The 16,163-nt window shown below is 71.4% G+C and carries 12 protein-coding genes and 1 pseudogene; 10 read left to right on the forward strand and 3 right to left on the reverse strand.

Translation table 11 applies throughout. The annotated features are described in order from the left end of the window. From E1182_RS21735 to E1182_RS21760, 6 genes and pseudogenes are all read left to right on the forward strand, one after another. Positions 1-164 (forward strand): annotated as a pseudogene (locus E1182_RS21735) (plasmid pRiA4b ORF-3 family protein); the annotation flags it as partial. Positions 165-466: 302 nt separating this feature from the next. Further along, positions 467-1,768: an ABC transporter substrate-binding protein gene (locus E1182_RS21740; protein ID WP_132268282.1), complete on the forward strand. Its 1,302-nt coding sequence runs from the start codon at positions 467-469 to the stop codon at positions 1,766-1,768. Between the two features lie 112 nt (positions 1,769-1,880). After that, positions 1,881-2,867, forward strand: coding sequence for a carbohydrate ABC transporter permease (locus E1182_RS21745; RefSeq protein WP_132268284.1), 987 nt, complete (start codon positions 1,881-1,883; stop codon positions 2,865-2,867). A 10-nt stretch (positions 2,868-2,877) separates the two neighbouring features. After that, positions 2,878-3,783 (forward strand): carbohydrate ABC transporter permease, encoded by a 906-nt coding sequence (locus E1182_RS21750; protein WP_132268286.1) that lies wholly within the window; start codon positions 2,878-2,880, stop codon positions 3,781-3,783. Next, positions 3,780-5,213, forward strand: a complete 1,434-nt coding sequence (locus tag E1182_RS21755; RefSeq protein ID WP_132268288.1) for a GH1 family beta-glucosidase — start codon at positions 3,780-3,782, stop codon at positions 5,211-5,213. Before E1182_RS21750 ends, E1182_RS21755 begins: the two co-directional genes overlap by 4 nt. Before the next feature lie 82 nt (positions 5,214-5,295). Next, positions 5,296-6,342 (forward strand): LacI family DNA-binding transcriptional regulator, encoded by a 1,047-nt coding sequence (locus E1182_RS21760; RefSeq protein WP_132268290.1) that lies wholly within the window; start codon positions 5,296-5,298, stop codon positions 6,340-6,342. Between the two features lie 68 nt (positions 6,343-6,410). Here the strand turns inward: E1182_RS21760 and E1182_RS21765 are convergent, their stop codons facing one another. Beyond that, positions 6,411-7,631: an acyl-CoA dehydrogenase family protein gene (locus E1182_RS21765; protein ID WP_132268293.1), complete on the reverse strand. Its 1,221-nt coding sequence runs from the start codon at positions 7,629-7,631 to the stop codon at positions 6,411-6,413. After that, positions 7,631-8,728, reverse strand: a complete 1,098-nt coding sequence (locus E1182_RS21770; RefSeq protein ID WP_132268295.1) for a phosphotransferase family protein — start codon at positions 8,726-8,728, stop codon at positions 7,631-7,633. The genes E1182_RS21765 and E1182_RS21770 overlap by 1 nt, the downstream gene beginning before the upstream one ends. A 147-nt stretch (positions 8,729-8,875) precedes the next feature. Between E1182_RS21770 and E1182_RS21775 the strand changes: the two genes are divergently transcribed. From E1182_RS21775 to E1182_RS21785, 3 genes are all read left to right on the forward strand, one after another. Beyond that, positions 8,876-9,577, forward strand: coding sequence for an amino acid-binding protein (locus E1182_RS21775; protein WP_132268298.1), 702 nt, complete (start codon positions 8,876-8,878; stop codon positions 9,575-9,577). Between the two features lie 89 nt (positions 9,578-9,666). Then, a complete protein-coding gene (locus E1182_RS21780; protein WP_132268300.1) occupies positions 9,667-10,752 on the forward strand; it encodes a GNAT family N-acetyltransferase in 1,086 nt (361 codons plus the stop codon). Between the two features lie 352 nt (positions 10,753-11,104). After that, positions 11,105-12,526, forward strand: a complete 1,422-nt coding sequence (locus E1182_RS21785; protein ID WP_132268302.1) for a S1 family peptidase — start codon at positions 11,105-11,107, stop codon at positions 12,524-12,526. Positions 12,527-12,698: 172 nt separating this feature from the next. On the opposite strand, the gene E1182_RS21790 is transcribed toward E1182_RS21785, so the two are convergent. Then, a complete protein-coding gene (locus E1182_RS21790) occupies positions 12,699-13,463 on the reverse strand; it encodes an LPXTG cell wall anchor domain-containing protein (protein ID WP_165942684.1) in 765 nt (254 codons plus the stop codon). A 415-nt stretch (positions 13,464-13,878) separates the two neighbouring features. Between E1182_RS21790 and E1182_RS21795 the strand changes: the two genes are divergently transcribed. Continuing rightward, on the forward strand, positions 13,879-16,163 hold a 2,285-nt coding region (locus E1182_RS21795; RefSeq protein ID WP_132268307.1), incomplete at its 3' end, for a glycoside hydrolase family 9 protein.

Consider the following 16,163-nt stretch of genomic DNA (forward strand, 5'->3'; position numbering starts at 1 on the left):
GCTCCGGATGGGTCGGGCCGGCGGGGTACGCCGCGTTGCGGGCGGCGCTCGCCGACCCGACCCATCCGGAGCACGCCGTGCTGAGCGCCTGGGTCGGTCCGCGCTTCGATCCCGACGCCTTCGACCCGGGCCGGGTGAGCACGCTGTTGCGGCGCTTCTGCTGAACACTGCCGAATCACGCCGACGGCGCTCCCCGGGTACGCCGCGGCCCGCCTGAGGTGCGCCGCCGAGCGGTCCCAGCATGTCGATCCGGTGAGCGGCATCGGCGGTAACGATCTGGGAACGCTCCCATCGGTCTATTGACACCTATGTCATGCCCCGGCAATCTCATGGGAGCGTTCCCATGGGCGTGCTGCGGATCACTCCACGGCCGTCCCGCCAACGGTTCTCCGCGCTGCGACAGGAACGCGAGCGGCACTCCCCACCACACCCAAAACCCAGCCTCACCACCGAAAGAGGGGTCAGGATGAGCGTCACCTCACGCCGTCGCTTCGCGGCGATCGCGCTTGCGTCGGTCGCCGTGCTCGCGACCGGCACGGCCTGCGGCAACGACTCGGAGAGCGGCGACGGGCAGATCACCCTGGTCGTCGACGTCTTCGGCGACCAGGGCTTCGGATACGAGGAGCTCTACAAGCAGTACGAGTCGGAGCACCCGAACATCAAGATCCAGGAGCGGGGCAAGGGCCTGGGCCTGGGCGACTACAACACCCGGCTGACGCAGCAGATCACCGCCGGCGCGGGCGCCGGTGACATCGTCGCCCTCGAAGAGGGCACGATCGTCCAGTTCTACGCGCAGGCCGACAAGTTCGTGAACCTGGCCGACCACGGCGCCAACGACCTCAAGAGCAACTTCCTGCCCTGGAAGTGGGAACAGGGCGTGACGCCCGACGGCAAGGTCCTCGGCCTCGGCACCGACATCGGCTCGATGGCCATCTGCTACCGCACCGACCTGTTCAAGGCCGCCAACCTGCCCACCGACCGCGAGCAGGTGGGCGCGCTCTGGCCGACCTGGGACGAGTTCATCGCCACCGGGCAGAAGTTCGCCGCCGTCGACAAGAAGCACAAGTTCGTCGACTCCGCGACGAACTTCTACAACGTGGTGCTCATGCAGACCGCCGGCGGCGGCAGCGGTTACACCTACTTCGACAAGAGCAACCAGCTGGTCGTCGGCAGCAACCCGGACGTCAAGTCGGCGTTCGACCTGACCACCAAGATGATCAGCGCCGGGCTGTCGAACCACCTCAAGAGCTTCTCCAACGAGTGGAACGCCGGTTTCAAGAACGGCAGCTTCGCCGCCATCGGCTGCCCGGCCTGGATGACCGGTGTGATCAAGGGACAGGCCGGTGACTCGGCCGCCGGCAAGTGGGACATCGCCAAGGCCCCGGGTACCGGTGGCAACTGGGGTGGCGCCTTCCTCGGCGTGCCGAAGGCCAGCAAGCACCCGAAGGAGGCTGCCGAGCTGGCCAAGTTCCTGACCAGCGCCAAGTCGCAGGCCGAGGCGTTCAAGAAGGTCGGTAACCTGCCGTCCTCGCCGCAGGCGCTCAGCGACCCGGCGGTGGCGGAGGCGACCAACGACTACTTCAGCAACGCGCCGGTCGGCAAGATCTTCGCCGCCGGGGCGAGCGAGCTGAAGCCGGTCTACCTGGGCCCGAAGAACCAGGCGGTCCGGGACGCGGTCGAGAACGCGCTGCGCAGTGTGGAGCAGGGCAAGGCCGCTGACGCGGCGTGGCAGGACGCGGTGAAGAACGGCGAGGCCGCCGGCAAGTAACCGGTATCGGCTGCGCTCACGGGTGGTGCCGGTCCCCGGCGCCACCCGTGAACCCGCGTCGGACGCCGTCCGCGGTGCCCACTGACGGCGCCGCCGACCCTAAGGACCGCCCATGAGTTCTCTGGAAACCACCGCCGCGCCGGCCGTGGAGCAGTCCCCGTCGCGCCGGGCCACGCGGCGCACGCCTCCGGGCTCCCGCTGGCTGACCCGACTGGACCTCCGCCTCACCCCATACGTGCTCGTCCTGCCGTTCTTCGTGATCTTCGCGATCTTCGGCGTGTACCCGATCATCTACACGGTCTGGATCGCGCTGACCGACCGGTCGCCGCTCAACGCCACGATCAGCTTCGTCGGCCTGGACAACTTCGTCGAGCTGCTGACCAACGACCCGCAGTTCTGGAACGCGGTGTGGAACACCTTCGGGATGTTCGCCATGTCCACCGTGCCGCAGTTGCTCCTCGCCCTCATGCTGGCCAACGCGCTGAACCGCCGCATCCGCGGACAGATGTTCTTCCGCCTGGCCATCGCGATGCCGATCATCACCTCCACCGCCGTGGTGGCGCTCATCTTCTCGATGATCTACGCCCGGGACTTCGGCCTGGCGAACTGGCTGCTCGACCTCGTCGGCGTCGACCCCATCGACTGGCGGGCCAACCGCTTCGCCTCCTGGTTCGCCATCTCCACCATGGTCGACTGGCGCTGGGTCGGCTACAACGCCCTGATCTACCTCGCCGCGATGCAGTCGATCAGCAAGGACATGTACGAGGCGGCGGCCCTCGACGGCGCCTCCCGCCGCCGGCAGTTCTGGTCGATCACCATTCCCCAGCTGCGGCCGACCATCATCTTCACGCTGATCATCTCGACCATCGGTGGTCTACAGCTCTTCACCGAGCCGTTGATGTTCACCAGTGGCTCCGGCGCGCTCTCCGGCGGCTCGGAGGGGCAGTTCCAGACCATCACCATGTACCTGCTCGAGGTGATGAACACCCGGTTCCGCTGGGGCTACGCCGGCGCCGTCGCGCTGGTGCTCTTCCTGCTGATCGCCTCCGTCTCCTTCGTCAACTACCTGCTGGCCCGCCGGATCAGCTCGGACAAGTGAGGGTTGCGCCATGACCAGTACGACCCTGCTACCACCCGCGGTCCGGCCCCCGGCGGCCGGTCGCCCCGGTCTCCGTCACCGGGCGGAGCGGCTCTGGACGGCCAGTCCGCTGACCTGGATCGGGCTCGTCCTCGGGGTGTTGCTGTCCCTGTTCCCGTTCTACTGGATGATCGTCATCGCCTCGCGGACCAACGACGCGGCCAACTCCTGGCCGCCGCCCTTCCTGCCCGGCGGGAAGCTGGGCGAGAACATCCAGCGGGTCCTCGACAACGGTGACGCGAACATCCTCACCGGCCTGGCCAACTCGTTCCTGGTCTCGGGGACGATCACCGTGGCCACGGTCTTCTTCGGCTCCCTCGCCGGGTTCGCCTTCGCCAAGCTGCGGTTCCGGGGCAAGAACGCGATGCTGCTGATCATCCTCGCCTCGATGATGATCCCCATCCAGCTCGGCGTGCTGCCGCTGTACATCCTCATGGCCAAGCTCGAGTGGTTGAACACCATGCCCTCGGTGACCGTGCCGTTCCTCATCGGCGGCTTCGGGATCTTCATGATGCGCCAGTACGCCGAGCAGGCGGTGCCGAACGAGCTGATCGAGGCGGCCCGGGTGGACGGCTGCTCCACCTGGCGGGTCTACTGGCACGTGGTGGTGCCGGCGCTGCGCCCCGCCGCCGCCGTGCTCGGCCTGCTCACCTTCATGGAGCAGTGGAACCAGTTCTTCTGGCCCTTCGTGGTGCTGGCCGACCCGGCCAACCCGACCGTCCAGATCTCGTTGCGCAGCCTCAACACGGCCTACTTCGCGGACAACTCGCAGATCTTCGCGGGTACCCTGATCGCCACCCTTCCGCTGTTCGTCGTGTTCGTCCTGTTCGGCCGCCAGATCATCGGCGGGATCATGGAAGGTGCCCTCAAATCGTGAGCAACCCCAACCACCCGCCCGCCGTCGGTGTCCTCGAGCAGGGGCCGGAACTCATCTTCCCGCCCGGCTTCCTGTGGGGCGCGGCGACCGCCGCCTACCAGATCGAGGGGGCGGCCACCGAGGGCGGTCGCACCCCGTCGATCTGGGACACGTTCAGTCACACCGAAGGCCGGGTGGTCAACGGGCACACCGGTGACGTGGCCTGCGACCACTACCACCGGATGCCCGACGACGTCCGGATGATGGCCGACCTGGGCCTGAGGTCGTACCGGTTCTCGGTGGCCTGGCCCCGGGTACAGCCGGGCGGTTCCGGCCCGGCCAACACCGAAGGGCTGGACTTCTACCGGCGGCTCGTGGACGAGCTGCTCAACCACGGCATCGAGCCGTGGCTGACCCTCTACCACTGGGATCTGCCCCAACCGCTGGAGGACGCCGGCGGCTGGCCGGCCCGCGACACCGCCGGCCGGTTCGCCGACTACGCCCAGCTCGTCGCCGACGCGCTCGGCGACCGGGTCACCTACTGGACCACCCTCAACGAGCCGTGGTGCTCGGCGTTCCTCGGCTACGGGTCCGGGGCGCACGCGCCGGGTCGCTCCGACGGAGCGGACGCCGTCCGCGCCGGCCACCACCTGATGCTCGGGCACGGTCTGGCCGTGCAGGCGTTGCGCGCCTCCCGGCCGAGCGCCCAACTCGGTGTCACGGTGAACCTCTATCCGGTCACCCCGGCCAGCGACGACCCGGCCGACGCCGACGCCGCCCGCCGGATCGACGGGCTGGCCAACCGCTTCTTCCTCGATCCGCTGCTGCGCGGGTCGTACCCGGCCGACCTCGTCGCCGACCTGAAGCAGGTGACCGACTTCGGGCACGTCCAGGACGGTGACCTAACCACCATCGCCACCCCGATGGATCTGGTCGGCATCAACTACTACAGCCGGCACGTGGTCGCGGCTCCGGTCGAGGGGGCGCAACAGGAGCCGTACTGGCGGGCGCCGTCATGCTGGCCGGGCAGCCAGGACGTCCGGTTCGTCACCCGCGGCGTGCCGGTGACCGACATGAACTGGGAGATCGACGCTCCGGGCCTGGTGGAGACGCTGCGCCGGGTCCACGAGGAGTACACCGACCTCCCGCTGTACGTCACCGAGAACGGCTCCGCCTTCGTCGACGAGGTGGTCGACGGGAAGGTCGACGACGCCGACCGGCTCGCCTACTTCGACGCCCACCTGCGGGCCGCGCACGAGGCGATCACGGCGGGGGTGCCCCTGCGAGGCTACTTCGCCTGGTCCCTGATGGATAATTTCGAGTGGGCGTGGGGTTACACGAAGCGGTTCGGCATGGTCTGGATCGACTATGACACCCAGATTCGTATCCCAAAGTCCAGTGCCAGGTGGTACGCCGAGGTGATCCGACGCAACGGTCTGGCCGGACAATAGGCGAAGGCCAGCAGCTTTCCGGGCGGCCCCGCCCGTACCCTCCTCGAGGATGGCGGGCCGCCCGACGTCGGAGGAGCAGACAATGACAACGCACCGCACCCGGTCACTCGGGCGTCCGACACTCGACGCGGTCGCCGCCCGCGCGGGTGTCGGCCGCGGCACGGTCTCCCGGGTGGTCAACGGTTCACCCCAGGTCAGCCCGGAGGCCCGGGCCGCCGTCCAACAGGCCATCGCCGAACTGGGGTACGTGCCGAACCGCGCCGCCCGGGCCCTGGTCACCCAACGCACCGACTCGGTCGCCCTGGTGGTCTCCGAATCGGGGGAGCGGGTCTTCACCGAGCCGTTCTTCGCCGGCATCGTCCGGGGCGTCAGCTCCGGGCTGCTGGAGACGCCGCTGCAACTCTGGCTGGCCATGGTGCAGTCCCCGATCGAACGGGAACGCGTCGAGCACCACCTGACCAACCAGCACGTCGACGGCGTCCTGCTGCTGTCGCTGCACGACGCCGACCCGCTGCCGACCCTGCTGGAGGAGCGCGGCCTGCCGACCGTGCTCGGTGGCCGGCCGGCCCGCATGCTCCAGCCGGGCGCGCGACCGCCCTGGTTCGTCGACGTGGACAACGTCGGTGGCGCACGGCAGGCGGTGGAACACCTGGCCCGCCGGGGCCGGCAGCGGATCGCCACCATCGCCGGCCCGCAGGACATGGGCGTCGGGCTGGCCCGCCTCGCCGGCTACCGGGACGCCGTGCGGGCCACCGGCTCGGAGGTCGACCCGCGCATGGTGGTGTACGGGGACTTCAGCGAGGGCAGCGGCGCGGCCGGCATGCGGCGACTGCTGGAGGTCTGCCCCGACCTGGACGCGGTCTTCGTCGCCTCGGACCTGATGGCCTTCGGCGCGTTGCGGACCCTGCGGGAGACCGGCCGCCGGGTTCCCGACGACGTGGCGGTGATCGGGTTCGACGACGCGCCGATCGCCCGGCAGGCCGACCCGCCGCTGACCACCGTCTTCCAGCCGGTCGAGGAGATGGGCCGGCAGATGGCGCGGCTGCTGGTGGCCCGGATCCGCGGCGACGACATCCCCACCCCGCACCTGCTGCTGGACACCCAGCTCATCCATCGCGCCTCGGCCTGACACGGAGACCGGCCGCCGGCTCGCCGCTGGAGAACCTGGGTCACCTCGGTGCCCCGCAGCCGGGCCGGTCAGTCGGGGGCTGACCAGCGGCGCAGTTCCCGCTTGGCCAGAGCCGCCCGGTGCACCTCGTCGGGGCCGTCGGCCAGCCGCAGGCTGCGGGCCTGGACCCAGAGCCCGGCCAGCGGGGTGTCCTGGCTGACGCCCGCGCCACCGTACGCCTGGATGGCCTTGTCGATCACCCACTCGGCCATCGCCGGAGTGGCGATCTTGATCGCCTGGATCTCGGTGTGCGCGCCCCGGTTGCCGACGGTGTCCATCAGCCAGGCGGTCTTGAGCACCAGCAGCCGGGACTGCTCGATCCGGACCCGTGACTCGGCGATCCACTCCCGCACCACGCCCTGCTCGGCCAGCGGCCGGCCGAAGGCGACCCGGTCCAGCACCCGCCGGCAGAGCAGCTCCAGCGCCCGCTCGGCCATGCCGATCAGCCGCATGCAGTGATGGATGCGCCCCGGACCGAGCCGGGCCTGGGCGATGGCGAACCCGCTGCCCTCCGCGCCGATCAGGTTCTGCACCGGCACCCGTACCTCGGTGAAGTCGATCTCGGCGTGCCCACCGTGCGGCGCGTCCCGGAAGCCGAAGACGGTCATGCCCCGGCGGACCGTCACCCCCGGGGTGTCGCGGGGCACCAGCACCATGCTCTGCTGGCGGTGCCGCTCGGCGGTCGGGTCGGTCTTCCCCATCACGATGAAGACCTCGCAGCGCGGATCCATCGCCCCGGACGACCACCACTTGCGCCCGGTCACCACGTACTCGTCGCCGTCGCGGGTGATCCGGGTGGCGATGTTGGTGGCGTCGGAGGAGGCGACCTCCGGCTCGGTCATGCAGAACGCCGAGCGGATCTCCCCCGCCAGCAGCGGCGCCAGCCAGCGGTCCCGCTGCGCCGGCGAGCCGAACTCGGCCAGCAGCTCCATGTTGCCGGTGTCCGGGGCCGCGCAGTTGACCGCCTCTGGTGCCAGGTACGGGCTGCGCCCGGTCAGCTCGGCCAGCGGCGCGTACTGGAGGTTGGTCAGCCCGGCGCCGTGGCGCGGGTCGGGCAGGAAGAGGTTCCACAGGCCGCGCCGGCGGGCCTCGGCCTTCAGCTCCGCCAGTATTGGGGGCCGGGACCACGAATCGCCGGTGGCGGCCACCTGCTCGGCGTACACCGCCTCGGCCGGGTACACACACTCGTCGAGGAAAGCGGCCAGCCGCTCGCGCAGCGCGACGGTCCGGGCGTCGTACTCGAACTCCATCACGTCTCCCTGACCTCGCGGAGACCGCGCTCGACCAGCGGGGCGACCAGCTCCCCGATCCGGTCGAAGCCCGCACCGAGGGTCTGCCCGAGGGTGTGCCGGTAGTGGATGCCCTCGCAGATCACCGCGAGCTTGAAACAGCCGAGCGCCACGTGCCAGTGCAGCGGCCCGACGTCGACGTCGCCGCGTCCGGCGTACCGTTCGATCAGCTCGGCCCCGGCGGGGAAACCGGCGCGCGGTCCGACGCCGTCGGCGACCGGGTTGCCGGCGGCGAGGGCGCTGTCACCGAGCACGTCCCAGTAGGTCAGCAGCAGGCCGAGGTCGGCGAGCGGATCACCCAGCGTGGCCATCTCCCAGTCGAGCACCGCGCGTACCGACACCGGGTCCACGGTGGCCAGGAGGTTGTCCAGCCGGTAGTCGCCGTGCACGATCCGCCCGGCGTTCGCGCCCTCCGGGACGGTGCCGGCCAACAGGTCACGCAGCTCGTCGATGCCGGGCAGCGGCCGGCTGCGGGACCGGTCGAGCTGCCCGGCCCAGCGGCGCACCTGCCGGGCCAGGTAACCGTCGGGGCGGCCGAAGCCGGCGAGCCCGACCTCGGCCGGGTCGACCGCGTGCAGCGCGGCCAGGGTGTCCATCATCGCCATGGTCAGCTCACGTCGCCGTGCCTCGCCGAGCGGGTCGGTCTGCGCGCGGCCGCGGAACACCTCGCCGGGCACCCGTTCCATCAGGTAGAAGGGCGCCCCGATCACCTCGGCGTCCGCACACAGGTGCACGGCCCCCGGCACCGGCACGGCGGTGGGCGCGAGCGCGGAGATCACCCGGAACTCCCGGGCCATGTCGTGCGCCGTGGCCAGTACGTGGCCGAGCGGCGGCCGGCGTAGCACCACCTCGTGGTCGCCGGCACGCAGCAGGTAGGTCAGGTTGGACCGGCCGCCGGCGATCAGCGTGGCGGTCAACGGTTCGCCGGCCAGTTCCGGCCGATGATCGGACAGGTAGCCGGTCAGCCGGTCGAGGTCCAACCCCTTCGGGGCCGCCCCGACCGGCGGAGCGCCGGGGGTGCCGGCATGCGGCCGGGCGTCGGCGGCCGGATCGGTCATCCGGTTAGTTGATGGCAGCTCCGCCGCCGTGTCAAGGCGGGATTTCCGCCCGGGACACGGCCGGGAAACAGGGGCGAAATGGTCAACCGGCAGGCTGGTGCCCAGCCCGCCGGCCACCACGCCGGCCCGCCGAGCGGAGGGACTGACATGTTGCTGAGAGTTCGGGTGACCCTGCCGGACCGACCCGGCACGCTCGGCCAGGTGGCTCGCACACTCGGGGTGTCCGGTGCCGACATCGTCCAGGTCGTGGTTTTGGAACGGCTCGGCGGTCGGGCCGTGGACGACTTCACCGTGGTGTGGCCGGGCGCCGCCCGGGTGGAACGGTTGTTGGCCGGTCTGGCCGCCATCCCCGGGGTACGCGTCGACGGCGTGTGGCAGGCCATCGGTGCCCCGACCACCACCGGCCAGGACGCCGAGCTGCTGGCCCAGGTGGCCGCGAACCCCGCCGACGGGGTGGCCACCCTGGTCGACGCGGTGCCCGGGCTGCTCGCCGCCGACTGGGCGGTGACCGCGGTGGTGCCGGCGGACTGGGCGTCGCGTGCCGGCGGCGGGACGGCGACCGTGGGGCAGGCCAGCTGGCGGGCACCGCAGCCGCCGCGGCTGCCCGAGATCACTCCGCTGCGCGCCCGGGCGATGACCGGTGCCGACGGCACCCACTTCGCGGTCGCCCCGTTCGGTCGGGCCGGGCTGGTGCTGGTGGTCGCGCGGGAGCACACCGAGCCGCTCACCGCCGCCGGGTTCCACACCACCGAGGTGGACCGGCTGGCCCAACTCGTCCGGGCCAGCGCGGTGATCCTCGGCGACCGGCTGGACCTGGTCGGACCGCCGCAGGTGACCAGCCTCACCTGAGCTGGGCGAACAGTTCCGCCGGCGTCACCGGCGGGCAACGACCCGGCAACAGCGCCCCGGCACTGTCGTGGCGGGGGAAGGGAGCGGACATGGCTTTGTGGCGGATCCGGGCGACGGTGGACGACCGGCCGGGCTACCTGTCGGTGCTCACGGCGAGCCTCGCGCTGCGCGGGGTCAACATCCTCAGCGTGCAGGTGCACACCACCGAGGTCGGGGCGGTCGACGACTTCCTCGTCGACGCCCCGGACACCCTCGGCGAGGCGGATCTGCTCGCCGCCGTGGAGCGGGGTCGGGGACGGGACTGCTGGGTGGCGCGCAGCGAGGCGCGGGGCCTGGTGGACCAGCCGACCCGGGTGCTCGGGTTGGCGGCCCGAATGGTGCGGGATCCGGAGGCCACCGGGGAGGCGCTGCGCATACTGCTCGGCGCGGACGAGGTGACCTGGCGGCCGATGCCGGCGAACCAGCACGGCGGCTGCGCGGCGTCGAGCATGCTGCTCGCCGACCCGACCGGCGGCTCGTACGAACTGCGGCGGCGGGAGCCGAGCTTCACCCCCGCCGAGTACGCCCGGGCGCAGGCGCTGGTCGAGTTGGCGGCCACGATGGTCCGCCGGGACGCCGAGCGGGTGACCCTGGTGCTGCCGGACTCCACCGAGGCGGTCGTCCGACCGGCGGCCGTGGATGATCTGCCGGGCGTGGTCGAGCTGTACGAGGGATGCTCGGCGCGGACCCGGCAGCGGCGCCACCCTGGCGGCGCGGCGATGCCGTCGCCGGACCGGTTGCGCCGGCTGCTGGACCCGGCCCGTGGGGCCACCCTGCTGGCGACGATCGGCTCCGGCGGGGCGGCGGAGTCGATCGTCGCCATGGCCAACCTGTCCGGAGAGGGAGACGAGGCCGAGGCGGCCCTGCTGGTACGCGACGACTGGCAGCGGCGCGGCCTCGGTACGGCCCTGCTGCGCCGCCTGCTCGACCGGGCCGAGCGGGCCGGGTACGCCGCCGTGCTGCTGCCCGTCCGGGCGGAGGACACCGCGATGCTGCGGGCCGTACGCCGGTTGGGTCGGCCGGCCCCGGTCGAGCGCGACGGCTCGCTGCTGACGATCACGGTGCCGCTGGCCCCCCGGGTGGCGGCGACGGACCGGGCGGTCGCGGTGCCCGCCCGGACGGACCGGGCGGGCTGAGGACGACGGTCACGACCGGACGCGTCCCGTCGGTGCGACGGGACGGGGGCGACGACGGTACGCGACCACACCGGCGTCGGGTGACGGATTACCCGGTGCCACCGGCCGACCTCCGGTGCGGAGGACGGTACGACGGCAGGGCCTCCGGTGCGGGGGCCCTGCCCGTTTTCGTCCTCGGCCGTGACGGCGGTGGACATCGGGACATCTCACGGTGCCGGGGGTACGGCCGTCCGGACGCGGATTATGATCATCAACACACCTTCTGACGCCAACGCGGCCCGGGTCCGACCGCGTCCCTCCTGTGTGGACGGTCTCCGTCCACGTTGGCCGTTATCGAGGTGGAGGTTCCCTTTTGACCAGACACAAGCGTCGACTCCTGAGCCGCGTCATCGCCGTGGGCGCGGCCGGCGCGGTGGCGCTGCTCGCTGGCGGGCAGCCGGCCGGTGCCGCGCCGGGCTCCGCCGACGTGACCGGTGCCCGGCCGGCCATCGCCACCGCTGTCGAGGTGTTCACCGTGCCGCCGGCAGTTCCCGACCAGCTCGCCGACGACGTGGCGATCGCCCTGGAGACGGCGGAGGCGCGGGCCGAGGCGGACCCGACGGATCTCGCCCCGCCCTATGTCGATCCGACCACGGGGCGGATCGTCTCGGGCGTGCGGGCCAGCGCCGCCTCGACGAAGGTCGCCTACGCGGGGGCCGGCATCGCCGTCAACGCCTCTGACGTCGACGACGGTAACGACGACCCGACCCAGGCGGGTGTCGAGTCCGACAAGACCGAGGAGCCGCCTCCCGCGGAGTCGACCGCGTCGGCCGACCCGGGATCCGATCAGATCATCGTTCCGAGGATGTTCTATCCCCGAACCCCGGCAGTGAAGTACAGCCTCGCCGACCTGACGGCGGTGCAGGACGAGGTGCTGGGGTCGGACGTACCTGGCGTGTCGAGCTTGTACGCGGCGTCTGTCGACGCCGAGCGCAACCGGGTGGTGGTCCGCGCGTCCGCGCTCACCGAGCAGACCCGTACCGCGCTGGCCAGCCGGTACGGCGCCGACAAGGTCGCGGTCTTCCTCACCCCGGGCGCGGACGTCGGCGCCACCGTCAGCCGGGACAACGACGCCAACCCGTTCTACGGCGGCGCCACGGTGCACACCAACCGGGGCACCTGCACGATCGGCTTCTCCTGGACGCACGAGGGCGAGCACTACTTCCTCACCGCCGGGCACTGCACGAGCGCCAACACCGACGTGCGGATGCCCCGCTACGGCAGCAGCAAGGTCGGCAAGGTCGTCCGGGACAACTGGAACAACAGCACCGGCTCGGTGAAGCTCAGCGGCCAGTCCTACTACAGCGGCGACCTCGCGCTGGTGAAGATGAACAGCGGCTGGAAGACCGACCCCAAGATGTACGTCGGCGGGCCGAACTCCAGCGGTTCCCGGGTGGTCAAGGGAGTCGCCAGCCGGTCACCGAAGTACGGCGACAAGTACTGCACCGGTGGCACGACCACCGGCGAGCAGTGCGGCTGGAAGGTCGTCGACACGAAGGTGACCATCCGGTACCGCGACGGTGAGATGCTCCGCAACGCCACCCTCGGCGAGCGGCTCGGCGTCTGCACCAAGAACGGTGACTCCGGTGGGCCGGTCTACAGCGTCAGCGGCGGGAAGGTCGTCGCGAAGGGCATCATCAGCGGCGGTGGCCAGTACGACTTCGGGTGCACCCAGCTGTTCACGGACATCAGGCTGGCCGAGAAGGCACTGCCCGGCATCGTGAAGAAGCGCTGACAGGTCGATCCTCGGGTGGCCGGGCGCCGACGCGCGCGCCCGGCCACCGTCGTACCTGTGCCCGGGCGCGGGCCGGCCAGCCGAGCAAGTAGCCGGCGCGCCGGTGCCCGGAGACGCAGAACCGGCCGCCGGGCGGGTCGCCCGACGGCCGGTGTGCTCTGCTACGGGAGCGTCAGCTGGTGAAGGTGATCCGGTCCCGGCGACGCCGCAGCACGGTCAGAGCGACACCGCCACCGATCAGCGCGAGGCCGAACAGCGCGACGGTCGTCACCGCCACGCCGGTGAGCGGCAGGTCGCCGTCCTGGCCACCGCCGCCACCGCCGGTGCCCGGCGTGGTCGAGGACGACCCGCTCGGGGAGGCCGACTCCGACGTCGAGGGGGAGGTCGACGTCGAGGGGGAGGTCGATGCCGAGGGAGAGGTCGAGGTCGAGGGAGAGGTCGACGGCGACGGCGAAGCGGAGGCCGACGGCGACGGGCTCGGGGACCCCGACGGGACGGTGCCCGGGCAGGTGTGGCTCAGATTGAACTCGTCGTCCTCACCGCTGATCGTCGCGGTGCCACCCACCAGCGTCCAGCCGGCCGGCGTGAAGACGTAGGCGTGCTTGACCTGGCCGTTGCCGGTGGCGGAGAGAAAGTCGGGGTAGGCGTCCGAGTCGTCCGGCATCGCCACGGTCACCGTCGCGGAGCCGTTCGAGAAGGTGAGGGAGAGGCGCTCGAAGTCACCGGCGGTCTTCTTGCTGCCGGGCAGGACGAAGTGCCAGCCGTCGTGCGCCGGAAGCTTGTCGACGAACTTCTCGTCCCCGCACTCCTGCTGGAAGGCCGCCGCGGTCGAGCCCTGGTGGGCCGACTTGAGCGGGATGGTGCTCGACGCCCAAGCCGGGGTGGCGAAGGCGACGAGGGCCGTGGCGGCGCTCGCGGTGACGAGTGTGCGCGCCACGCGCCGAAGCTGGAGCATGAGTAGTCCTCCGGGTTTGGTGGAGAGGGCGGCTCATGATCCCGCCTCCGTGTCGCCGCGCGCCATCCGAGGATCATCCTGAGCCGGGCGGACGTGCGGCGGCCGGATAGGGAAACCGGTTGGTTGTGCCCCACGGAGGGCGTGTCGGTGTGACATGCACGCCCCGCGCGACGCTGCGGCGGCGAGGTCACCGTTGCTGTCGTGTCGGGGCGGCCGAGCGGTGGAAGGCGGCACAGCGTACACCTTCACAAACGGGCCACCACCAGATTACATTGTCGAACATCCATGGGAGCGCTCCCGGCTGCGGGGCTCCACCCACCACCGTCCTCCGGCGCCGGCGCCACCCGACTCCGTCCCGTCGGGCCGCCGCCGGAGTCGTCCGCGACAGGAGTTCGCCATGCGCCACCCGACCCGGCCCCCGCTGAACGGCAGATCCTGGTTGCACCGTCTCCTCACCGCCGGGGCCGCCCTCGCCGGCACCCTGGCCCTGGCCGTAGGCGCCGCCGTCCCCGCCGCCGCCGTCCCCGCCGCCGGGCAGAGCGCCGCCGCACCGGCCTTCAACTACGCCGAGGCGTTGCAGAAGTCGTTGTTCTTCTACGAGGCTCAGCAGTCCGGAAAGAAGCCGGCCTGGAACCGGGTCTCGTGGCGCGGCGACTCCGCGCTCACCGACGGCGCCGACGTCGGCCTCGACCTCACCGGCGGCTGGTACGACGCCGGCGACCACGTCAAGTTCGGTTTCCCGATGGCGTTCAGCGCCACCATGCTCGCCTGGGGTGCGGTCGAGTACCGCGACGGCTACGTCGCCGCCGGCCAACTGCCGCACCTGCTCAACAACCTGCGCTTCGTCAACGACTACTTCATCAAGGCGCATCCCGCGCCGAACGTCCTCTACGGACAGGTCGGCAAGGGCGACGACGACCACAAGTGGTGGGGCCCGGCCGAGGTGATGCCGATGGCGCGGCCCGCGTACAAAATCGACGCGAGCTGCGGCGGTGCGGACCTGGCGGGGGAGACGGCGGCGGCGATGGCCGCCTCGTCGATGGTCTTCCGGCCCACCGACGCCGCCTACGCCGACAAGCTGCTGACCCACGCGCGGCAGCTCTACACCTTCGCCGACACGGTGCGCAGGAGCTACCACGAGTGCATCACCGACGCGACCAACTTCTACCGCTCCTGGAGCGGCTGGCAGGACGAGCTGGTCTGGGGCGCGATCTGGCTGCACCGGGCCACCGGCGAGGCGGCCTACCTGGCCAAGGCGGAGAGCGAGTACGACCGGCTCAACACCGAGAACCAGAGCAGCACCCGCTCCTACAAGTGGACGATCGCCTGGGACAACAAGCAGTTCGGGGCGTACGTGCTGCTGGCCAACCTGACCGGCAAGCAGAAGTACGTCGACGACGCCAACCGGTGGCTGGACTACTGGACGGTCGGCGTCAACGGGGAGAAGATCCGCTACTCGCCCGGCGGCATGGCTGTGCTCGACACCTGGGGCGCGCTGCGGTACGCCGCGAACACCGCCTTCGCCGCGCTGGTCTACAGCGACCGGACCACGGACGCCACCAGAAAGGCGCGCTACCACGACTTCGCCGTCCGGCAGATCAACTACGCCCTCGGCGACAACCCGCGCAAATCCAGCTACGTCGTCGGGTTCGGGGCCAACCCGCCGAAGAACCCGCACCACCGCACCGCGCACGGCTCCTGGTGGGACAGCAGCAAGGTGCCGACCGAGACCCGGCACGTGCTCTACGGCGCGCTCGTCGGCGGCCCGTCGTCGCCGAACGACGCGTACACCGACAACCGCGACGACTACGTGATGAACGAGGTCGCCACCGACTACAACGCCGGCTTCACCTCCGCCCTCGCCCGGCTCACCAGCCAGTACGGCGGCAGCCCGCTCGCCGGCTTCCCCACTCCGGAGACCCCGGACATCGACGAGCTGACCGTGGAGACCACGGTGACGCAGGCCGAGCCCCGGGCCACCGGACTCAAGGCCATCGTCTACAACAAGTCAGCGTTCCCCGCCCGGGCGCTGACCACCGCCAGGTTCCGGTACTACTTCCGCCCCGACGGCACCGGGCCCGTCCAGGTCACCCCCGGCTACACCCAGGGCTGCCCGTCGCCGACGGCGGCCCGGCAGCACAGCGGCGACATCTGGTACGTCGAGATCGACTGCACCGGGCACACCATCGCCCCCGCCGGGCAGTCGGCGCACCGGATGGAGGTCCAGTTCAAGATCGGCGTACCGGAGGGCGGCACCTGGGATCCGACCAACGACCCGTCCTATCAGGCCGCCGCGGGGCCGAACCGCAAGGTCGCGCTCTACTCCGCCGGGGCGCGGGTCTGGGGTGAGGAACCGGGCCCGGCCACGCCCGACACCACCGCGCCGAGCGCCCCCGGCCGGCCGGTCGCCTCGGCGCTCACCGCCACCGGGGTGACCCTCACCTGGCCCGCCTCCACCGACACCGGCGGCAGCGGCCTGGCCGGCTACGACGTCACCCGCACGTCTGCCGGCAGCGACCCGGTCGTGGTGGCGACCACCACCAACTCGCTCACCGTGACCGGGCTGACGCCGGAGCGGACGTACCAGTTCAGCGTGGTCGCCCGCGACGGCGCCGGCAACCGGTCGGCCGCCTCGCCCACCCTCGGCGTCACCACCCCGGCCGCTCCCGCGCCGGACACCAC

Origin of the sequence: Micromonospora sp. KC721, assembly GCF_004348355.1 — a bacterium.
GTDB lineage: Bacteria > Actinomycetota > Actinomycetes > Mycobacteriales > Micromonosporaceae > Micromonospora.